This is a genomic window from Pirellulales bacterium (genome assembly GCA_036267355.1).
Lineage (GTDB): Bacteria > Planctomycetota > Planctomycetia > Pirellulales > DATAWG01 > DATAWG01.
On record DATAWG010000036.1, the window covers coordinates 49,994 to 71,452 of the forward strand.

Sequence of the window (21,459 nt, forward strand, 5' to 3'; positions counted from 1 at the left end):
TTCGGTGCGACGTTCCAGCCTACTCACGATGAAGATTTAACGCAAGTTTCCGGTCCGGCATTCGCACCAAAGCTCGCGCAATCGCTTCCGTCGGCACGGCCTCGGACAACGGCAGGGGCGAGGGGCGAGGGGCGAGGGACGAGGGACGAGGGACGAGGGGCGAGGGACGAGGGGCGAGGGGCGAGGCAATGCCGGGTGCCGCTGCCGGCTTGTCCAGCAGCGCTCGGTTGTCGAGCGGCTCTCACTGCTGGACAAGCCAGCAGCGGCAAACTCGGCCGTATTCCAGCCCCGAACCCCGAACCACGCCTCACTCGCCCCTCGCCCCTCGCCCCTCGCCCCTAATCAGCCCTCGCAACGTCGCCAGATTCATCCGATCCAACTCCTCGCCGCGAAATTCGCCGTCGGCCTCTTTCGGCGTTTCCAGATACATCGGAATCTTGCCGAACCGCCGGTCGTTCACCAGCAGCCGAAACGGCTCCAGCCCCATCGCGCCGTGCCCGATGTGCGCATGCCGGTCGACGCGCGAACCCAGCGGCTTCTTGCTGTCGTTGAGATGAAACGCTCGAATGCGATCCAAACCGACCAATCGGTCGATCTCGCGCATCGTGGCCAGATATTCCTTCCGCGGCGCGAGCGGATAGCCGGCGGCAAACACATGGCACGTGTCGATGCAAACGCCCAATCGTTCGGGCTCGCCCACACCGCCGATGATCGCCGCCAAATGCTCGAAGCGGCAACCGAGCGACGAACCCTGCCCGGCCGTGTTCTCCAGCAGCGTCTGCACTTTCAGCGCGGGCGTTTGCCGGTGTACTTCATCCAGCGCCCGCACGATCTGGGCGAGGCCGGCTGCCTCACTGGTGCTCGTGTACGCCCCGGGATGGGCGACGACATAAGGAATGCCCAACTGCTCGGCCCGCAAGAGCTCGACGACAAAGGCGTCGACCGATTGCTTCCACAGCGGCCCATCCGCCGCCGCCATATTGATCAGATAAGAATTATGGGAAAGCGGATGCGCAATCTTGTGTTCGGCCAGCGCAGAGCGAAATCGCGCGACATCGTCATCAACAATCGGCTTGGCCCGCCATTGATTGTTGTTCTTCGTAAACAACTGCACGCATTGGCACCCACACCGGGCCGCCGCTTCGACCGCTTTGTAATAGCCCCCCGCAATCGATTGATGAGCGCCGAAAATGGGCATGAGAACCAAAGGTTCGGAGGATGGCTGGAAAAACGACCGCGGCCGCCCATCTAAAACTCGTTCGCACGTCCCAAGGCCTCGTGCCTGCGTGCGAATTAGTTCGCGCCGGAAAAAGCTGCGGATTGAATCGCCAGACCGCGCAGCCACTCACCCCGATCAACGTCACGAACATCACTATATATAGCCAACCGCGGTGCCAGCGCCAGGTGCCCGCCGGCAGAAACATGCACGCCGCGGCAAACGCCGGCTTCGAAACGATCGACTACATAACCCGGCGGCGATCGAGCTTCTCGGCTTTCGGCGGAGCATCGGCTTTCGGCGGAGCATCCATCGCATCCAAAAATAGGGGTGCCAGGCCCACGGCCCCCACTGCCCTGACTTAGAATTACCCACAATATCCACTCGGGGCACCATCAAACGCGTCGGCCTGAAACGCGTCGGCCTGAAACGCGTCGGCCTGAAAGGCCGATTCTACCGGCCCAGGCCGGAGCCGCGCGAGCGGTGGAGGCCTGGGTCAATGGCCGCGCATGGCCCGTCGGCCCTGACGGGGCCGTTCAATAGGACAACGCGAATTTCGGAACGGCCGCTTTAGGGCCGGACGAGGCGTTGACTGCGTGCCCGGGGCTACGCCGCTCACGCGGCTCCGCCCTAGGCTGCCCGCACCCATCAATACTCGCATGGCGTCGTCCTGCCGGATTTGTCATAATACACGCTTTAGGAAACTCTTTCTGCCGGAGGGCAGCGCTATGAAACGCTTGCTGACGCTGAGTTTGATGATTGCGGCGATTGGTTCGTTCTCCCCTCGAGCCTTTGCCGCCGGCAACGACGGCCAAGCCGATCTCGATAAAGCCACCGAAAAGAAGCTTTCGGCCATCTCGATCGAAGATCTAAGCGACGTGATCGCGCTCTGCGAAACCGCGATGAAAAAGGGGCTCGACACTTCCAACACCCAGTTCGCCGACGATCTCTACACCAGCACGCTCATGCAGCGGGCGACCATCTTCACGCAATACGTCACCGAACATAGCGCCGAAGGCGACCCGCTGGTGGTCAAAGCTAGAGCGGCGGCGCTCGCGGACCTGGAAAAAGTGATCGGCAAAGATCCGAAGGCGGGTGCGGCCGATCTGATGATCGCCAAATTGCAGCAAATTCGCGGCGGCGACCACGATCGGGCCCTCAAGGCCGCGGAAAAGGCCGTTGAATTGACCAAAGACGATGCCAATCTTCAGGCCGCGGCCCTCGTGATCCGCGGCAATCTCGAGGCCGACGCGAAAAAGAAGGAAGCCGACTACGACGCGGCCATCAAGCTCACGCCTTCGGATCCCGATGCCCTTTGGAGCCGAGCTGTTTTCCTCGGCGATGCGAAGAAATATGAAGCGGCCCTAGCGGATGTCGACACACTACTGAAAATCGGCACCCAGGCCAAGCGGCCGCAGTTGCACATCGCGCGCGGCGCGCTATTGTTCGAACTGAAGCGCAACGACGAGGCCATGCACAGCTTCGATCAGGCGATTCGCTTGGAACCGGGCTCGGCGGATCCGTACGTGCAGCGGGCAAGGATTCGCGCCGAATTGAAAGACAACAAGGGGGCCATCGAAGACCTCAACACCGCCTTGCAACTCGAGCCCGACAACCTCTGGGCTCTGCTTACTCGGGCCCGTGTCTATCAAGAATCGGGCGACCTGAAGCACGCCAAAGAGGATATCGATTCCGCGCTCAAGAATCGGCCCGGCGACGTCGAGGCCCTCGAGCTTCGCGCCGCTCTTTTCGCCAAGGAAAAGAAATATGGCGACGCCATCAAAGACCTCGAAGAGCTGACCAAGATCGCGCCGAACAATCCGGAACTGAACTTGCAGCTCGGGCTGTTCTACATGGCCGACAAGCAATCGCATAAAGCGATCGAGAAGTTCAACATCGCCTTGGCGGCCGATAGCAAAAACGAAACCACCTACGCCGAACGCGGCAGCGCCTATCTCAACCTCGGCAAACATGCCGAAGCGATCCACGACTACGAGCAGGCGCTCAAGCTCAAGCCCGACGATTCGGAATTGCAGAACAATTTCGCCTGGGTGCTTTGCACGTCGCCCGACGCAAAGCTTCGCGATGGCAAGCGCGCGGTCGAACTGGCCAAGCAGGCCGCCGAAGCGAGCGAATACAAAGAAGCCTATATTCTCAGCACGCTCGCCGCGGCCTATGCCGAGACGGGCGATTTCGACACGGCCATCAAATGGTCGACGAAAGCGGTGGAAGTCGGCGATCCGAAGGATAAGGAAGAGCTCGAACAGGAGCTCAACAGCTACAAGAACAAGAAGCCGTGGCGCGAACAGCACGATGAAGACGCTGAAAACGCCAAGCTAAAAGAGGGCAAGGCCCCGGCGAACGCGGACGCAAACACCGCCCAAAAGCCCGAAGCGCCGGCCGCCGACACGCAAACAAAATAGCCCTTTTGCCACACTGGCCGCGAGCCACTGGCCGCGAAACACCGGCCGCGAAACACCGGCCGCCAAGCGGCGCGAGGCCGGCGCGCAGTTGGAGTTCACGCTGCCGCGTGCCGCTCGGCCAGAGCGGCCCCCGACTCGCCAGAATTTCGATGACCCAATCGGGTCAGGAATCCTTCGCTTTGCGCGGTTCCCGAATTCAAAACTTCTCCCAGCCCATGTGGAGGAAGAAGTTCGTCAGCCAGGGATAGGTCCACGGATTCCAGATCGGGTAGCTGGCCGAGACGACGGAGATCGCCAGCAGAACATAGCCGAGGCCGCGGCGCCAGCGCTGTGCCGAAAGCCAGTCGGCTGCCGGCAGCACGGCCAGCAGCCATAGCGGCGCAAACCAAAACACCCAGCGGAAGCCGCTCGTCATGCCGCCGTAGTTGCGATCCAAGGGCCTGACGAAACAAATATAAAACGTCACGCACACCACCGACACGACTCCGATCAACAGCGCCAAATCGCGCAGCCCGTAGCGCCGCCCCAAGAGCCAAATGCCCGGGAGCGCCAGCAGCCACACGGGCGTGAGCGAAAAGATGCCGTGATGCCCGATGAGCACGTTGAAGGCATACCACGGCACTGACGGCTGCCCCTTGTCGATGCCGGCGGGGTTCTTCCAATAACTGTCGATCACGCGACCGTCACTTTTGCGCATGTATTGAAAGTCGTACCAATTGTCGGCCGGATTGGTCGCGCTGCGGTGCATGTAAGGGGGCCGCAGGCTGTCGTGGGCGATATAGTTGGTGCCGAAAAAAGCCGCCGCGACCACCAGTGCCGCCGGAACATATCCGACGAGCGTTTGCCGCGGCGCCTTCCACACGAGCGCCAGCGAGAGCAGCCCAAACAGCGACAGCGCCGGCAATTCGTCAGTCGCCGTGAGCGCGGCAAATAGGCCGGCCAGAATGAAATAGCGTAGCTCGCGCCGCCCGCCGTACCAAATCCGCATGGCGGCATAGATGGCGACCATGGTCGTGACGGCGGCGGTGACGTGGTTATTGAGCACGACCGCGAACGTGGTCAGAAATGTTCCCAGCACCGCGGCCGCCATCACATAGATCCGCCCCCAATCGGTGCGCCCCCAACGCTCGATCAACCGCGACAACAGCCAAAACAAAATCCACAGCGGAACGACGTTGATCGTGATCAACATGGCCCGGCCGATTTCATAGGGATGCTGGCCGAGCGATGCGCCGCTGATGTGATAGATCAGCCAATATTCGCCCGCCAAAAGCGTAGCCAGGAGCGGCGGCTTGCTGGAATAGAGATGCGGCTTGCCGTCGCGGCCCGGGTGCTCGACCATGTCGATCGTGTCCCAACTCGGCTGCGAGACAATGTCGTCGATGGCGTAGGTGCCGTGTTCGACCAAGGCGCGGATCGTGTCCCAGCGGCTGCGGTCGTTGGCGCTCAGAAACGGCCGCTGCAAGACGCTTTTGGCTCGGGCTTCCTGTTGCCACTTTTGCAATTCGGCGGCGTCGGGCGGATGTCCGGCGGCCTTCGCGTCGGCGATGCGTTGAGCGACCGCCCGGCCAACGATCTCGTTTTCTTGCCCGATCTTGTCGACCGAATTGACCGCAAAAATTCGTCCGATCATCGCCCCGATCGAGAGCGCGATCAATATTCCATAGATGCCGCGGCGCAGCGCCGCCTGCGGATCAAGAGCGCGGGGAGCGGCCGGGGAATCGAGCGGGCGTGCGATGTTGCGGCGAGGATCGGTCATCGACAGTTCGAGACGGGACGGCGGACGGTTGATTGATTGATTGACGGCGCGGTTGGTCGCGCACTTCGCTAACCCCGCTTATTCATGGTGCCACACAAGCCCGAAGCGCAAGCGAGGAAGCACACAAACCCGAAGCGTAAGCGAGGAAGCACACAAACCCGAAGCGTAAGCGAGGAAGCACACAAGCCCGAAGCGTAAGCGAGGAAGCCACCGAGGCATATCCTCGCTAACGCTTCGGGCTACTATTTCGCGGCGTATCGCGAACTCCTGGCACCATAAATAATCTGGGCTAACGCGTCGAACTACAATGTTTCACGCACACAAGCCCGAAGCGTAAGCGAGGAAGCATACAAACCCGAAGCGTAAGCGAGGAAGCCACCGAGGCATATCCTCGCTAACGCTTCGGGCTATTATTTCGCGGCGTATCGCGAACTCCTGGCACCATAAATAATCTGGGCTAACGCCTCGGGCTACAACGGTTCACGCACACAAGCCCGAAGCGTAAGCGAGCAAGCATACAAGCCCGAAGCGTAAGCGAGGAAGCATACAAACCCGAAGCGTAAGCGAGGAAGCACACAAGCCCGAAGCGCAAGCGAGGGTAAACTGCCGGAGGAAGTTATTTTTCGGTTGCCGCAAACGGAGCGGGGGCCGTCGTTTCTGACGAAGGGATCGTTGTGTTGGAGGTGTGGTGCTGAGTCGGCGGCGGCGTGGCAATGGAAGCCGCTGGTGTTTGCGGCGGCACTTGGCCCACCAGCTCGGAAATCGAATATGTTTCCGCGTCGCGGCCTTGGTAGGCGATGATGAGTTCGGCCAAAAACCCGATCGACATCAGTTGGGCCCCGAACACCATCGCCCCGAGCGAATAGAGCAATAGCGCGCGTTCGTGAATTTTGGGATCCACATGCTGCAGCTCTTCCACGATCCAATAGCCGCCCAGGTAGACCAGGCCGGCCCCGCCGAGCAACCAGCATAGCAGGCCGATCGCGCCGAGGAAATGTTGCGGCCGTTGGCTGAAGCCGGTGAGAAACTTGACGGTGAGGAGGTCCAAAAATCCTTTCATGAACCGCCGCACGCCATATTTCGAATGGCCGTATCGCCGCGGCCGGTGCTGCACCACTGCCTCGCCCACTTTGAATCCCCGCGCATGGGCGAGCACCGGCACGAAGCGGTGCAATTCGCCGTAGAGCCGCACTTCCCCGAACACTTCGCGGCGATAGGCCTTCAGCCCGCAGTTGTGGTCGTGCAACCGCACACCCGTCAGCCAACTGACCATGCCGTTGAACACGCGCGAGGGAAACACTTTGTGCCATGGATCGTGCCGTTTCTTTTTCCAACCGCTGACGACGTCGTATCCCTCGTTCATGACGGCCAGCAGTTGCGGAATCTCGCGTGGGTCGTCTTGCAGGTCGGCATCGATCGTGACGACCTGTTCGCCGCGCGCCGCCGCAAAGCCGGCACTGAGCGCCGCCGCCTTGCCGAAATTGCGGCGAAAGCGAATTCCGCGCACGCGCGGATCACGCTCGGCCAACTTGTGAATCTCTTGCCACGATCGATCGGTCGAACCGTCGTCGATGAACAGGATCTCGAGGTCGTAGCTCTGCCGTGCGGCCATTTCCGCCAATTCGGCGTAAAGCGTGGCGAGGCTTTCATCTTCGTTACACAGCGGCACGACAATGGAGAGCATGGGCGGGGAGCAGGGTCAGGGGCCGGGGGTCAAGGGGCGGCAAGCGGCGGTGAGGCAATTGGCGATGCGGCAATTGGCAAGCGGTGGTGGGGCAAGCGCTGGAAGATGAACCTCTCATCTTAGATCATGGCGGGGCGGAATTCGACGGTCAGCGCGCTCCGCGTGGGCCAAGTTTTTTTTCTGGAATTGCGGTTCTGGCCCCGTGCGGGGCCCACTGCCGGCTTGCCCCGGAAACGCCGGCAGCGGCGCCCCATCCGCGGCAATTCACTTGCCAGGATTTCGTAACACTTCGCCGCGCGGCTGCGACTTGCGAGCGGCAATGGGCGGGGTTATAAGTGGTGTTCCTGCCTCCCAGTCCCACCCGCTTCGCTACGCCCCCTCCTGGAGTTTCCGCCATGCGCCGACTTTTCGTCGCCATCGTCGTGCCCCTTTCCTTGATGATTTCCATCGACGCATCGCGCCCGGCCGCGGCCGCCGGCGCGGAGCCGTCCGGCAAAATTGCCGCCCTGATCGTCGATGGGCAGAACAACCACGATTGGAAGCACACCACGCCCGTGCTCAAAGCGGCCCTCGAAAGCTGCGGGCGGTTTACGGTCGATGTGGCGACCAGCCCGCCGAACGGACAGAAGCTTGACGGTTTCAAGCCCGATTTCGCGAAGTATGGCGTCGTGGTGTCGAACTATAACGGCGCCGATTGGCCGGCCGACACCAAGAAGGCCTTCGAAGATTATGTCTCGGGCGGCGGCGGATTCGTCAGCGTGCATGCGGCCGACAATTCGTTTCCCGATTGGAAGGAATACAACCGCATGATCGGCGTCGGCGGTTGGGGCGGCCGAAACGACAAGTTCGGCCCGATGGTCCGCTGGCGCGACGGCAAGGAAGTGAAAGACGCCAAGGGGGGCCACGGCCAACACGGCCGCTATTTTTCATTCCTCGTCGAAACGCGCGATCCCAACCACCCCATCATGCGCGGGTTGCCCGAGAAATGGTTGCACGCTCCCGACGAACTTTATTCGACGCTTTGCGGACCGGCCGAGGATGTGACGATCCTGGCCACGGCGAAATCCGACACGACGCATGAAAACGAACCGATGCTGATGGCGATTTCCTACGGCAAGGGGCGCGTGTTTCACACCACGCTCGGCCATAGCGTCGAGTCGATGGAAGATGTCGGCTTCGTCGTCACGCTCGACCGCGGTGCGGAATGGGCCGCGACGGGCAACGTGACGCAAAAAGTGCCCGCGGATTTTCCCGGCCCCGACAAAGTCAGCAAGTGGACTCCGCCGGCCGCAAAGGCGAAGTGACGCCAAGACGAAGACGGTTTAACCACGAAACACGCGAATAAAAAGACGAGACGAAGTTGGAAGCGTTTTCCGCAATGCTCGATCAAGATCAAGTTCAATCCGAGAGAAATTTCATGCATGTTCGAACTGTTCGCCATCTAGCTGCGATTCTGTGTTTGATTGCTGCGGTCGGTTTCATGGGACGGCGGGCTTCGGCCGGCGTCGCGATTACCGATCCGGCGAAAGCGGGGCCGGACTTCCGAGTGCAGGGGGAATATGTCGGTGAGGCCAATGGCGTGAATGGGCCGGAAAAAGTCGGCGCGCAAGTCGTTGCCCTCGGCAAAGGCGAATTCAACGCCACGTTTTTCGCCGGCGGCTTGCCCGGCGCCGGATGGAACCGCGGCGACGCTTCCGACATCGCCCACGGCAAAACCGCCGACGGCGTCACCAAGCTCACCGGCAAGCACACGCCGTCGGGCAAGATGTTCACCGCCACGATCAAAGACGGCGCGATGACGATGACCAAGAGCAACGGCGATCCGCTCGGCGAATTGAAAAAGGTCGAACGCAAAAGCCCCACGCTCGGCGAAAAGCCGCTCGCCGATGCGGTCGTGTTGTTCGACGGCACGAGTGCCGCCGCGTGGAAGAACGGCCGCCTGGTCGACGGCGATCTGCTGAATTGGGGCGTAACGAGCAAGCAAGAGTTCACCGATTACAAACTGCACCTCGAATTCGAATGCTCGTTCATGCCCGACGCTCGCGGCCAAGGCCGCAGCAATAGCGGCGTGTATCAGCAGAGCCGGTATGAGGTGCAGGTGCTCGATTCATTCGGGTTGCCGGGCGAAAACGACGATTGCGGCGCGATCTACAAAATCGCCAACACGCGAGTGAACATGAGTTTTCCGCCGCTAAATTGGCAAACCTACGACATCGATTTCACCGCCGCCAAGATCGACTCCGCCGGCAAGAAAACGGCGAACGCCCGCATCACCGTGCGGCACAATGGAGTGCTCACGATCGACAACGTCGAAATCCCGCATCCGACGACCGCCGCTCCGATCGGCAACGAGAAAACGAACCATGGCCCGCTCTATTTGCAAGACCATGGCAATCCCGTGCTGTATCGGAATATCTGGCTCGTCGAGAAGAAATAACGACGTAGCGGCGGGCATTGCTCGCGCGGAGGCGCGGGGGACGCGGCGACGAGGAGACGCATTAGGGCAGAAGGTGTGTTACTGGCAAGCGCAGTCTGCCAGTGCCGCGCCGCGAGTAAGGAAGGCATCGGCTACGACCGCATCGCATTGAGCTACACCATGATGTTTGCGCGAATTCGCCACATAATTGTTCTGTTGCTGGCGGCCGTCGCCGGCGCGTCGGCTTGCGCTTCGCTTGTTCGTGCGGCGGATTCACCGCCGCAGCGCAGTATTCGCGTGCTGATTTGGGACGAGCAGCAGCCGGAGCAAAAGCAAGCCTACGAGAATTTTCTCGGCAATCAAATTGCGTCGCATTTGAAATCGCTGCCGGGCATCGCCGTTCGCACGGCCCGGCTCGACGATCCCGAGCAAGGGCTGACGGCCGACGTGCTCGACAATTGCGATGTGCTGATCTGGTGGGGCCACAAGCGCAATCGCGAAGTGAAGCCGGAAAAAGGCCGCGAAATCGTCGAGCGAATCAAGGCCGGCAAGCTCTCGCTGATCGCGCTGCACTCGGCCCACTGGTCGACGCCGTTCGTGGAAGCGATGGCCGAACGGGCCAAGACCGACGCCATGGCCAATCTGCCGCCCGAGCAACGTGCGACCGCCCGGCTCACGACGATTCCGGCCGTGCTCAACAAGGTGCCCTCGCCCGACGACCTGCTGACGCCAAGCGTACACTACCGCAAGAAGCCGGATCAGCCGGTCGAAGCGACGCTACGGTTGCCGAACTGCATCTTTCCTTCCTACCGGGCCGACGGCAAGCCGAGCCACATCGTGACGCTGCTGCCCCAGCATCCGATTGCGCAGGGCATTCCGCATGAATTCGTGTTGCCGCAAACGGAGATGTACAACGAGCCGTTTCATGTGCCCCAGCCCGATGCGGTGGTGTTCGAAGAGCACTTTGAGCCCGGCGAATGGTTTCGCAGCGGCAGCGTGTGGCAAGTCGGGCGGGGGCGTGTGTTCTATTTCCGCCCCGGCCACGAGATCTATCCGATCTACAAAAACCCGACGGTATTGAAGATCATCGAAAACGCCGTCCGCTGGCTGGGTGCGAAGCCGTAGGTCCGGCCGCTACGACGAAGCGACGAAGCATTGCTCACGCGGAGACGCGGGGGACGAGGAGACGCATTAGGGCAGAAGGTGTGCCACTGGCAAGCGCAGTCTGCCAGTGCCGCGCCGCAGGGTGTGCCACTGGCAAGCGCAGTCTGCCAGTGCGGCGCCGCGAGTTCGGATTGCATTCTCGATCGACCTAAAATTGCCCGGCCATCCTCTTCTCTTTTCTCTCCGCGCCCGCCGCGTCTCCGCGTGAGTCTGCTTCGTCCTTAAGCGCCGTATTTCGCCAGCCGGCCTGCGTTCGCCAGCGCCAATAGCATCAAATACTTGGCCTCAAATTGGCCGAGGCCGCCGTGCAGGGCTTCGCTTTCGCCGAATTTCTTGCCCGGATCGCAGCGGCAGCAGTCGGACACCAAGAGCGTCGGCACCGGGTGCCAACTGTGGCTCTTCAAATAGCTCGGCGTGCTGTGGTCGCCGGTGACGATCAGCACCGCCGGCTTCAGACCCGTGATCCCTGGCATCGCGGCGTCGAGTTCCTCGATCCGCTTCACTTTGTTTTCGAAGGCACCGTCTTCGCCGGTCGAATCGGTGTATTTGAAATGGAGGAAGAAAAAATCGAAATCATTCCAATGCTGTTGCAACACGGCCACCTGTTCGGCGAGCGTTTGCGCTTGGCCGACGATTTTCATGCCGACCAATCGGGCCAGGCCCTTATACATCGGATACACGGCAATCGCCGCGGCCCGCAGGCCATACACTTCTTCGTAGCTCGGCAAGTTCGGCTTGGCCGAGAAGCCGCGGAGCGTGACGCCGTTGGCCTTTTTTTCGCCCGCCAGAATACGCCGGGCTTCGGCGACGAATTTGGCGGCCATCTCGGCCGTGCGCTGACTCGCCGGATCGTGGGCCTTCGGCTCCAGCGGCGGAACTCCGGTGATCTGCGGATCGGTGTCGTATACGTCGCCCTTCAGTCCGTCGCCGCGCAGCACGACCACGAAGCGATGTTCTTTGACCGGTTCGACGAACACTTCGATTCCCGGCAGCTTCGCTTCGCGCAGCCGGATGGCGAGGGCCCGGCTTTCCTCGCTGGGAATGCGGCCGGCGCGGCGGTCGCTGATATTGCCGGCCGAATCGAGCGTGCAGAAATTGCCGCGGATGGCGACATCGCGCGGCGTGAGCTCGAAGCCGATGCCGGTGGCCTCGAGGGCGCCGCGGCCGATAACATATTCCAACGGATCATAGCCGAACAGGCCGAGATGGCCGGGCCCGCTGCCGGGCGTGATGCCGGGTTTGACGGGAATGCTCAAGCCGAGCGTGCCGCGGGCGGCCAGCGCGTCGAGATTCGGAGTACGGGCGGTTTCCAGTTCGGTCATGCCGCCCGGCTCGAGCGGCAATCCGCCGAGCCCGTCGGCCACCAAGAGCACGATCTTCGAATCCGCCGCTTGCTTCAACTCGCGGGTCAGGTGGTGCATGTCCATCGCAGCTGGCTCCCATTGGGGTCTTGCTCGGCCGGAATGATTTCGTCGGCCGTTAGTTTACGAATTGCAAGCCGGCCCGTCACGGGGGCGGAATGGGATGTCCCGGAGCCCGCAGCGCAAGCAAGGGGGTCGGGATGAATACCCTTGCTTGCGTTGCGGGCTCGGGAGCGATCGGGACGAACACCCTTGCCAGCACTGCGGGCTCGGGGGCGTTACCAACGGTCGCCGCGGCGGTAGCAATCGACGTGGATCGTGTCGCCGACGGGCCCCATGCCGAAATGCACGGCGCCGGAGGTGGAGGTGTTGAGCACGATCGCGCCGGCGGCCTGATAGGCATTCACGGCGATGCGCGAATCGTGCGAAATGTCGCCGCTGATCACGGCCCAATGCGGGCGGCACCAGGCGGCAAACATCGCCGGTAGCGCGGTCGGGCTGCCGTGGTGCGGCACCATCGCCACGTCGAACGGAATCGTCGGCTCCGCAACCACGGCTTCGGTGCCGGGGGGAGCCAGATCGCCGGTCATCAAGAATCGCCGGCCGTGCCACACGATTGAAAGCAGTATGCTGTCGGCATTTTCAGTTTGGCCCATGCCGTCGGGCGGCGGATGAAGCACCTCGATCCGCGAATCGTCGCCGCTCGCCAGCCGGTCGCCCACGGCGATTTCGCGCATCGGCACCCCCGTGCGGCGAACCGCGGCTTGCAAGGTCCGCAACGCTCCGGTGTCGCGATTGAACATCACGGGCGAGACATAAATCACGCCGACCGAGAAACGCTCGAGCAATTCGGGCACGGCGTTGAAATGGTCGACATCGTTGTGCGAAATCACGATGGCATCGATGTGCGTTTGCCCGTGCGACCAGAGGTAGTTGGAAATGTCGCGAGCGGCCACGAGCGGTTGGCCGAGCCGGCCCGCATCCGACATAAGCACGCGGCCGCCGGGCAACTCCATCACGACCGCGCAGCCGTGGCCGACGGAAACGAACGTGCAATCCAGTCCACCGGAATGGGCCGGCAGGAATCGCGCCGCAGCGAATCCAACTCCGCACCAGGCCGCGAATCCCGCCGCCGGCCAAAGCAACCAGCGGCGATGCGACAGAATGCGGCCGTAGTTCAACCCGACCCAAGCCAGGCCGACATAGAAACCCGCGAGCCACCATTCGCGCGGACCGGGCAACCAAAAGTGGTTTCCCGGCAGCGTCGACGCTTTGGTCACCATCCATTCCAAGAGCCGCAAATTCCAATCGCAAACCGAGCCGAACACGGCTCCAAGCGGCGGCACGGCCCAGCCCACCAGCAACACCGCGAAGCCGGCGGCCATCGCGATCGTCATTGGCAGAAGCACAAGCGGCGTGAGCACGATCGCGGCCGGCGCGAGCAAATGGAATCGAGCCATCACCAGCGGCATCGCCACCAGCCAAATCACGAGGCCGGCGAGCGTCGTGCGCCGCACCTCTTCGCCAAACCAGCGCAGCGCGCGCACCGGCCAAGGCCGCGTTCGCTCGATCAGTGCCGCCAAGGGATCGTAGGCGATCGGCTTGCCTTGCGGATTGGTGGTCATGCGGCGGTGTTCGCGATCGGCGAACAAGATCAAGCCGGCGACGGCCAGGAACGACAATTGCGCTCCGGCGCGGAATAAATCGGTCGGATTGAATGCCACGACCACCAAGCCCGCCAAAGCGAGCGAGTTCAGCCCCGCGCGGCGCCGGGAGAGCCACATCGAACCGCATACGATCCAAACCAAGATCATCGCCCGCACCACCGGCGGCTGAGCGTCGGTCACAAGCGCGTAGAGGCCCGTCAGCGCAGCGACGGCCAGCAGCGCGAGCGGCCGCGGCACGAAACCCGTCCGCAACGCCAGAAAAAGCAGATACGCGAGGATGCCGACGTGCAAACCGGCGACGACCATGATGTGGATCGTGCCGGTGAGCATGAACGGCTCGACGCGGCTCGGATCGAGATCGTCGTGCGCGCCGAGAAGCACGGCTTGGGCCAACGGGGATTGCGTTTTTGAGATGTAGCGGTGCAGAAGATCTTGGCCGCGCCGCCGCACTTCCGAGACCAGCCGCGCAAGGCTCCAGCCCGACGCTCGCTCGACGATCGCGATGCAGGCCGGCACCTTCACGTGGAGCGCGGCCAAATCTCTGCGGCCGCGCGCCAGTTCGGCGTAGTCGATTTCGCCCGGATTGCTGGCCGGAGATGGGGCCGAGATGCGGCCGAAAATTCGCAGCCGGTCACCGGCATGAATCGAGAGATCGTCAAGCCGGCCGTCCACCTCGACGTCGGCAATGCCGGAAGCGCTCCGCCATCGCTCCGAATCGCGGATCGCAACTGCGCGAATGGCGAACCGCGTTTGATCGCGCTTCTTGATCGAGCGCAGCGGATCGTACGGCGGCGCGGGGATGAATCGCGGACCGCCGGCGACAATTGCTTCGATGCACACCGGCTCGGGCAATTCGCGGGCAAACAGCCCGATGTCGTCGGCCGCGAAAAAGTGCCAGTAAAGATGGTGCCACGCCCCGCCGATCGCGGCCACGCACATCAATAGGGCCAACGCTGCGGGCAGTGCGCGCCGCCGCCATAGCAACCGCCAGACGATCAACGCGACCGCGGCCGTCCAGAGCCAAACCGGAAGCGCTGGCCCGCGCCAACGATCGACCACAATGCCGCCGCATGCCGCTGCAAACACGACGACCAGCGGTTGGTATGCACGACGCATCGCCGTCGCCCCAGGGGCGAATCTATCTTAGTTTGCGATCAAATCTTCCGGTTTCACGCCTTTTTTGAAACCGCCGAAGCCAAAGAAGCTCGGATTATATCGGCCGACCAAATCGACATCGGCCTTTTCGGGCACGTTCATGCCCATGCACCAATAGGCCGCGTTGACGAGCATGCGTCGGAGAGCTTCGTTTTCCAGGTCGACCGAGGCGCCCATCGTCGTGCAGAAGTTTTGGGCCGTCTTGCCCGAGGTGCCGGTGTAGGGCTTGATCCAGGCGATCGGCATCATGGGGTTATTTTTCTTCCCTTCCAGCGGCGGATCGGTCGGCTTCATCCCTTGCAAAACTTCTCCGAGAATTACCGGCTTGACATCCGACAGCATCGGCAAGCGGACTTCGTAGACATCGGTCGGCACCCAAATTTCGCCGTCTTTGATGCCGCGAAGAATCGGATGGTTGGCCATGCCGGGGGCGAAGATTCCGCGCGTGCTCTGGCTTTTGTGGCCACCCCAATGGTTGATCCAAGTTTCGCCGAGAACATGCCGGCCGAAACCGCCATCCCAGCCTTTCACGCCGCTGTTGTACGAGTATTTTGCATACGGGCTCGAGCGCGGAATGTCGAACGCATGCGTGGCCGTGCGAAGCCCGATAATCGGCCGGCCCGATTCGATATAGTCGGCCACGTATTTCATTTTCGCGTCAGGATAATTGCGGAAACGCGTGAGCATGATCAGCAGGTCGGCCGTTTTCAGCATTTCGAGGCCGGGCGTGTTGGAATGCTCGTTCGGATCGATGGTGCCGTTCGTGCGGTTGATGGAAAACAGCACCGTGCAGTGAAAGCCGTGATGCTCGGCGAGGATCTTCGCCAACTGCGGTAGTCCTTCTTCGGATCGATATTCTTCATCTCCCGAGAGCAACACGATTTGCTTGCCATGCCCCGGCCCTTCCTTGCCGTCGAACACGATCCAAGGATCGGCCGCCCGCGCTTGCGCGGCGACCAGACCGGAAAAGGCCATCGAGAACAAAACCGCGCCCCCAAACAAGAATCGCCAGCCGCTCATGGATGCCGTCCTTTGTCGAAGTGGAAAATCGCTATTGGGCTCGATCGCGAACCACTTCCGCCCCTCGGGTGAAGCTGGGAGGAAATCGCGAAGAATCTAGGATACGAGCGCGCGGCAGCGGAAGCAACAGGCGGGGAACCGACCGATAGCATCCTCGCTAACGCTTCGGGCTTGTATATCGCGACACTAGCCCGAAGCGTTAGCGAGGAACGAACCGCCGCGGGACGATCCATCCATTTCGTTGCACGAGCGCCCAGCCCGCGTCGTCCGTCGCAATAGAACCAGAACTCGAAAAAAGAACGTCTGTCAGCGGCGGCCCTCGCTAACGCTTCGGGCTTGTATGGCTGGGTTTGTTAATGGCCGGCAAGGGGGAGTTCCCAGCAGGCGGCCTGTTCGGAGTTGCGCACCAGCAGATGTCGGCCCCAGAGGCAGAGCGTGTTCCACGTCTGGCCGTCCAATGCCTGGAAGCGGCCAAGCTCGCTGAAGGCCTCGGGCGATGCCTCGACGAGCGCGATTTCGCCGTCTTCCGATTCTATCAGCAACAGCTCTCCGACGCGGAGAATCTGGCCGTGCCCATAATGGCCCTGCTTCCACTGCCGCTTGGCGGTGCTTAGCTCGGCGCATTCGAGAATGCCGTCGGAGAGGCCGAAAGCGAATCCGCGCAACACGGCGACGTTGGTGAATTTCGTCTTGAGGATATTGTTGGCGCGCCAAAGTTCATCGGCTGTCCAATGGCCCGAATCGTCGCGGCTGACGTGGAACATGCGGGCGCCGCCGGTGTAGCCCTTCGAGACGAACAAACGATCGCCGCCGACCGGCACGACTTGCGAATTGTTCGCATTGCGCTTGCTGCTGCCTGGGAAGGGGAATTTCCAGAGGACATTGCCGGTGGTCGGGTCGTGGCCGGTGATGTTCGATTCGTTGACGATGAGAATTTGCCGCACTCCAGCCAGCACGGCGACGGCGGGGGAACTGTAACTGACCTGTTCGCTGCCTCCTTCCCAAATCAACTTGCCGCTTACTTTGTCGAACGCCAGCAGCGAAATCCATGGTCCGCCGCCAGGGCCGCCGCCGGGCACGATCACCAGGTTATCGACCACCAGCGGCGAGGCGGCCCGGCCCCAATAGACGTTCTGCAAATCGTCGTCGACCGTGGTGTTGCATTCGGCCAAGATGTCGTGCGCCCAGAGCAGCTTCCCGTTGGCGCCATCGAGACAGCGGAAAACACCCGTGGCCCCGAGCGCATACACGCGGCCTGCGTTGATCGTGGGCGTGCTGCGGGGGCCGATGCGGCCGAGCGGGGTTTCATGCCGGGCGCGAATGCCGTGCGACCATTGGGGGGCACCGGTCAGCGCGTCGTAGCAAGTAACGAGTTCTTCTTCACCGCGCTGCTCCATCGTCACGGCGAAGCCGTTGACCACCACGAATCCGGAATGGCCGGCGCCGATGGGTTGCCGCCAGAGCCGCTCGGGGGGCTGTTTGGCCCAATCCCGGGCCAGCGACAGCCGATCGAGGCCGGCCGATCGCGTCGGTCCGAGAAACTGCGGGAAATCATTGTCGGTCGTGTGATCGAGGGCGACCGCCACGGCCGGTTTGGTTTTGGCGACGGCGAGCATTTCATCGGGCGGTTTTGCCCAGCGCAATGTCCAAACCAATCCCAATTCGCCGGTGTAATGGTCGACACGATGCGTGGCGAGCCACAAGCCGCCAAGAACGAGCGTCGCGACGAGCGGCGTCCAGCGCACCACTGGCCGATAAGCGCTAAAAATCGCCAACCACAGCAGCAGCACCGCCGCCGTAACAATCGTCGAAACCATCAGGATGATGTTCGCGACGGCGTGGTCGAAAAAGTTCGGCGAATGCGTCCACAGATTCACGCCCAGCACGATGCCGATGAAGATCCAAATGCCCATCGGCGGCCAGCGCCGGCGCGCACGTGGCGGCTTCACGGCGGAGCCTGCGGTGGCAGGCGATGCAGCAGTCAGCGATGCGTATTGGGTCGACATTTGATCCAAAGTGGCGCCATTCTTCCCTAACCCCTCACCCAATTTCCTACTCCTTCGGACCAAGCTCGTCTTCCATCCCCTGGATATAGCGGCGAAGGCGTTCCAATTCATCGGTCACATGGCGGAGCCGCAGCATGTTTTCCACGCGCTTCAGCAGCTCGACCTTGTTCACCGGCTTGCTGAGAAAATCGTCGGTGCCGGAATCGACCGCCCGTTCGATGTCGCCCAGTTCGTTCAGCGCGGTGACCATCAGGATCATGATCGCGCGCGTGGCGGAGTCTTGTTTCAGTTTCTTGCACACCTCGAAGCCGCTCAGTTTCGGCATCATCACGTCCAGAAGAATCAGATCGGGCTGGAAGCTGGCCACCTTGTCGAGCGTATCGCGGCCGTCGACAGCGATGGCGATATCGCAATCCACTCCGGCCAGAAAAGCTTCCAACAGCTCGACATTCGGCGGATTATCATCGGCGATGAGGATGCGGCTTTTTCGTTTCGAATTCGATTTGCTAGCGGCCATTCAGCGGGCTTTCCGGGGCGGTTCCGTCGGGCGACTCCGACGCTGATTATAGGAGCCAACCGCCGCGGCAGGAACAGGGATCGATTGTGCAACGCCAACGCGCCGCACACGGAATTGAACCGTTTTTGATTTGGAGGATTCACCGTGGCCGGCGGATTTTTCGCGGGTCGACGCGTTCTCCCCCAAACTGCCATAGCGGCAAATGGCTGTTTTTTCTACTATTTCGCGGCTTGCATGGGGCTTGATCGGGCGGTCGGCCGAATGCCGACGCGGTGCGGCGCCAAAACAACGTTGCATTCGAAACCGTTTGGTGAAGGAGAACCGTCGTGAATTGGGTCAAGGCGATGCTGCTGATGGTCGTGCTGGGCGCGATCCTGTACGGCGTCAACCTCGTGCTCAACAAAAGCGCACCGGTCGAATCGCCCGCCAACGATGGATCATGGTCGACCAACACTGCGATGGGCCCGCCGATCGTAAATTCCGGCGCCCCGGGTGTGCCTCCGGGATATGGCCGACCCTCGTATGGCCAACCGCCGGCCGGCCAGTCGTCAAGCATGCCGCCGGCCTACGGTTCCGGCACGTATTCCCCCGCAACCCCGGCGACGATTCCACCGACCGGCTACGCCAATAGCGGCTCGTATCCAAATAATCCCGCGCCTACGAGCGCCTACGGGCAAAGCACGGCGCCGGCGCCGAGCGCCGGCACGCTGGCCAGCCCTGAAACTTCGGCCAACAACGTTCCCCTTAGCCCAACCGGCTATCAGCCCGCGACGCCGACCGTTGCAAATTCCGATGCGCCGCGCACGGGCATTCCGGCGACGCAAGTCGGCCTTGTAACCAATAGCCCTAGCGAGCCGAGTTCGCCTGCCGTCGCGCCTCCGTTTGCCAGCGTGATGGAAAGTGTCACGGCGACTTTGCGCGAGGGACGCCTGGCCGCCGGGTTGCAGCAGCTCACTGCGATCTACGACGACCCGAAGCTCAGTCCCGAAGAGACCAAGCAACTGAACGATTTGCTCGGCCGGTTGGCTGGCACGGTGGTCTATTCCCGCCAACATCTGCTGTTGCCGCCGTACGAAGTGCAGCCGGGCGATCGTTTGGAAACGATCGCCGCGAATTACCAAGTGCCGGCGGCATTGTTGGCCAAAATCAATGGCATCGCCGATCCGGATCATCCGCCGGTGGGAGCAAAGCTCAAGGTCATACGCGGGCCCTTCATGGCGCTGGTGAGCATGAACAAACGCGATCTGACGTTGCTGGTGCAGCAATGCTTTGCCGGCCGGTTCACGCTCGCAGGTGTCGGAAAAGACGCGGCGGCGTTGAGCGGCGATTTCAAAGTCGATTGGAAATCGCTCGACGGCAACATTCCTCCGCCCGAGGCCGGCATGAAATACCCGCATGCGGGCAGCCATTGGATCGACTTCCATGCGCCGTTCGGTTTCTGCGCCGCCGGGCCGGGGGGAGAAGATTCGCACGGATTGATGCTCAATCCACGCGACGCGGAAGATCTGTTCGACATTCTCTCGGTCGGCTCGACCGTCGTCGTGCGGTAGCAAACGGCCGCACGCTTTGCCGCCGCCCAAGCGGATATGCTTGCTGGCTTGCCCACCGTGTGAGCCGCGCGGAGCCCGCAGCGCTAGCCCGATTATTCATGCCGCCACACCAGCCCAAAGCGTCAGCGAGGGAGCCAGCGCGAGGCGTACTCTCGCTAACACTTCGGGCCACCATTGCGCAGCGCGTCGCGAATTCCTGGCACCGTGAATAATCCGGGCTAGCAAGGGAATCAACCGATTCGTCTTTGCAAGCGCTGCGGGCTCCTGAACCCGACCGTTGGCGGCAATGGCATCCCGTGTCCCTGTTTCGGTCTTCGCCGGGCGGCGGCCTGCGCAGACGCCGATGCTATCGCCGATGCGGCTCGCCAGTGGCATGCGGTTCGACAATCCGTATACTTTGGTCGTTCGGCGTTCGAAGTATTGGCGTTGATCCGCACGCACTCGCTCCCCAGTGACGCTCGTGTACGACAAACAGACATTGATCGAATTGGTTCGCAGTCGGGCCTTGAAGTTCGGCGATTTCACGTTGGCCTCCGGCAAAAAAGCGACATACTATCTCGATGGCAAACAGGTGACGCTCGATTCGTTCGGCGCCCGCCTGATCGCCGACGGTATTTTGAATCTTCTGGCCGACGAATTGCCGTTGCCCGACGCGGTCGGCGGGATGGCGATTGGGGCCGATCCAATTACCGCCGCGGTGATCACGATGGCGGGCGTGCGCGGGCAGCAGATGTCGGGCTTTCTGGTGCGCAAGGAAGCCAAGGGGCACGGCACCAATCGCTATGTCGAAGGGCCGGTGCGACCGGGCCAGCGCGTGGCGATCGTCGAAGACGTTGTGACCACCGGCGGCTCGTCGCTCGACGCGATTGCGCGGGTGGAAGAGTTCGGGCTGAAGGTGACCTGTGTCGTCGCCATCATCGATCGCCTGGAAGGAGGCGCGCAAGCATTCGCCGCGAGAGGCTACCCCTTTTCGAGCCTGCTAACGATCCGCGATTTCGGCATCGACCCGCCGAAGTGAACAGGAGTGGGCATGGCTCCCACCAAGTTTCAAATCAGCGCTTGCTTCGCGCCAGACGGCTCATACGGCCCTGGAGGAAAAGTGGACGGGGGCCGCGTCCACTATTGGTACGAGCGCAGGGCTATGCAGGTCCGCTCGGGCTCTAGTTTTCTGCCATGCGGCTGGCTAAAATCGGTTCGTACAGGGCCGATACGAAGCACGACAGAAGCCTGATACGATTGCCAAAAACCGTATCAGGCTATATCAATTTGCGGGCGTAGCTCAGTTGGTAGAGCGCTAGCTTCCCAAGCTGGATGTCGAGGGTTCGAGTCCCTTCGCCCGCTCTTCTGCAACCGTGTAAGGCAATATCTTCAGGCATGAAATCGCAAGGGATTGCGACAGGCTAATTCGGCAGTCGCAGCCACGAATCGAGCGCTTGTTTGCTCGTTATGCATTTCATTGCAGAAGGTCAGGCCGGTTGAATTCGGCTCGGGCTACGAAAAAACCCAGGGAACGGGTTCCCT

At 61.8% G+C, this 21,459-nt stretch carries 14 protein-coding genes and 1 tRNA gene; 7 read left to right on the forward strand and 8 right to left on the reverse strand.

The features are described from left to right. Positions 1-307: 307 nt before the first annotated feature. Positions 308-1,198 (reverse strand): deoxyribonuclease IV, encoded by an 891-nt coding sequence (locus VHX65_05975; protein HEX3998079.1) that lies wholly within the window; start codon positions 1,196-1,198, stop codon positions 308-310. A gap of 746 nt (positions 1,199-1,944) precedes the next feature. Here VHX65_05975 and VHX65_05980 point away from each other — a divergent pair. Further along, complete coding sequence (locus VHX65_05980) at positions 1,945-3,639, forward strand: tetratricopeptide repeat protein (GenBank protein HEX3998080.1); 1,695 nt, start codon at positions 1,945-1,947, stop codon at positions 3,637-3,639. 196 nt (positions 3,640-3,835) lie between these two features. Here VHX65_05980 and VHX65_05985 read toward each other — a convergent pair whose 3' ends face one another. Beyond that, complete coding sequence (locus VHX65_05985) at positions 3,836-5,398, reverse strand: hypothetical protein (protein ID HEX3998081.1); 1,563 nt, start codon at positions 5,396-5,398, stop codon at positions 3,836-3,838. Between the two features lie 616 nt (positions 5,399-6,014). After that, the gene (locus tag VHX65_05990; protein HEX3998082.1) at positions 6,015-7,082 is read right to left on the reverse strand and encodes a glycosyltransferase family 2 protein; all 1,068 of its coding nucleotides are present in this window, start codon (positions 7,080-7,082) and stop codon (positions 6,015-6,017) included. Positions 7,083-7,477: 395 nt separating this feature from the next. Between VHX65_05990 and VHX65_05995 the strand changes: the two genes are divergently transcribed. The 3 genes from VHX65_05995 to VHX65_06005 all read left to right on the forward strand — a co-directional run bounded on the left by VHX65_05995 (position 7,478) and on the right by VHX65_06005 (position 10,623). Further along, positions 7,478-8,386 carry a ThuA domain-containing protein gene (locus VHX65_05995; protein ID HEX3998083.1) on the forward strand — a complete coding sequence of 303 codons (909 nt, stop codon included), beginning with the start codon at positions 7,478-7,480 and terminating at the stop codon, positions 8,384-8,386. Positions 8,387-8,499: 113 nt separating this feature from the next. Continuing rightward, positions 8,500-9,519 carry a DUF1080 domain-containing protein gene (locus VHX65_06000; protein HEX3998084.1) on the forward strand — a complete coding sequence of 340 codons (1,020 nt, stop codon included), beginning with the start codon at positions 8,500-8,502 and terminating at the stop codon, positions 9,517-9,519. 75 nt (positions 9,520-9,594) lie between these two features. Beyond that, positions 9,595-10,623: a ThuA domain-containing protein gene (locus VHX65_06005; GenBank protein ID HEX3998085.1), complete on the forward strand. Its 1,029-nt coding sequence runs from the start codon at positions 9,595-9,597 to the stop codon at positions 10,621-10,623. A 260-nt stretch (positions 10,624-10,883) separates the two neighbouring features. Here the strand turns inward: VHX65_06005 and VHX65_06010 are convergent, their stop codons facing one another. From VHX65_06010 to VHX65_06030, 5 genes are all read right to left on the reverse strand, one after another. Then, positions 10,884-12,089 (reverse strand): 2,3-bisphosphoglycerate-independent phosphoglycerate mutase, encoded by a 1,206-nt coding sequence (locus tag VHX65_06010; GenBank protein HEX3998086.1) that lies wholly within the window; start codon positions 12,087-12,089, stop codon positions 10,884-10,886. 212 nt (positions 12,090-12,301) lie between these two features. Continuing rightward, complete coding sequence (locus VHX65_06015) at positions 12,302-14,806, reverse strand: ComEC/Rec2 family competence protein (protein ID HEX3998087.1); 2,505 nt, start codon at positions 14,804-14,806, stop codon at positions 12,302-12,304. Between the two features lie 27 nt (positions 14,807-14,833). After that, positions 14,834-15,865: a ThuA domain-containing protein gene (locus VHX65_06020; GenBank protein HEX3998088.1), complete on the reverse strand. Its 1,032-nt coding sequence runs from the start codon at positions 15,863-15,865 to the stop codon at positions 14,834-14,836. Between the two features lie 353 nt (positions 15,866-16,218). Next, positions 16,219-17,871 (reverse strand): PQQ-binding-like beta-propeller repeat protein, encoded by a 1,653-nt coding sequence (locus tag VHX65_06025; protein HEX3998089.1) that lies wholly within the window; start codon positions 17,869-17,871, stop codon positions 16,219-16,221. Positions 17,872-17,917: 46 nt separating this feature from the next. Beyond that, a complete protein-coding gene (locus tag VHX65_06030) occupies positions 17,918-18,388 on the reverse strand; it encodes a response regulator (GenBank protein HEX3998090.1) in 471 nt (156 codons plus the stop codon). Between the two features lie 326 nt (positions 18,389-18,714). Between VHX65_06030 and VHX65_06035 the strand changes: the two genes are divergently transcribed. From VHX65_06035 to VHX65_06045, 3 genes are all read left to right on the forward strand, one after another. Beyond that, positions 18,715-19,938, forward strand: coding sequence for a LysM peptidoglycan-binding domain-containing protein (locus VHX65_06035; protein HEX3998091.1), 1,224 nt, complete (start codon positions 18,715-18,717; stop codon positions 19,936-19,938). A gap of 460 nt (positions 19,939-20,398) precedes the next feature. Then, a complete protein-coding gene (pyrE, locus tag VHX65_06040; GenBank protein HEX3998092.1) occupies positions 20,399-20,956 on the forward strand; it encodes an orotate phosphoribosyltransferase in 558 nt (185 codons plus the stop codon). 250 nt (positions 20,957-21,206) lie between these two features. Next, positions 21,207-21,279 (forward strand) — tRNA-Gly (locus tag VHX65_06045). Positions 21,280-21,459 lie beyond the last annotated feature (180 nt).

Coding starts and splice junctions, on each gene's coding strand:
- VHX65_05975 (HEX3998079.1), bottom strand. CDS start 1,198: ATGCCCATTTTCGGCGCTCATCAATCGATTGCGGGGGGCTATTACAAA.
- VHX65_05980 (HEX3998080.1), top strand. CDS start 1,945: ATGAAACGCTTGCTGACGCTGAGTTTGATGATTGCGGCGATTGGTTCG.
- VHX65_05985 (HEX3998081.1), bottom strand. CDS start 5,398: ATGACCGATCCTCGCCGCAACATCGCACGCCCGCTCGATTCCCCGGCC.
- VHX65_05990 (HEX3998082.1), bottom strand. CDS start 7,082: ATGCTCTCCATTGTCGTGCCGCTGTGTAACGAAGATGAAAGCCTCGCC.
- VHX65_05995 (HEX3998083.1), top strand. CDS start 7,478: ATGCGCCGACTTTTCGTCGCCATCGTCGTGCCCCTTTCCTTGATGATT.
- VHX65_06000 (HEX3998084.1), top strand. CDS start 8,500: ATGCATGTTCGAACTGTTCGCCATCTAGCTGCGATTCTGTGTTTGATT.
- VHX65_06010 (HEX3998086.1), bottom strand. CDS start 12,089: ATGGACATGCACCACCTGACCCGCGAGTTGAAGCAAGCGGCGGATTCG.
- VHX65_06015 (HEX3998087.1), bottom strand. CDS start 14,806: ATGCGTCGTGCATACCAACCGCTGGTCGTCGTGTTTGCAGCGGCATGC.
- VHX65_06020 (HEX3998088.1), bottom strand. CDS start 15,865: ATGAGCGGCTGGCGATTCTTGTTTGGGGGCGCGGTTTTGTTCTCGATG.
- VHX65_06025 (HEX3998089.1), bottom strand. CDS start 17,871: ATGTCGACCCAATACGCATCGCTGACTGCTGCATCGCCTGCCACCGCA.
- VHX65_06030 (HEX3998090.1), bottom strand. CDS start 18,388: ATGGCCGCTAGCAAATCGAATTCGAAACGAAAAAGCCGCATCCTCATC.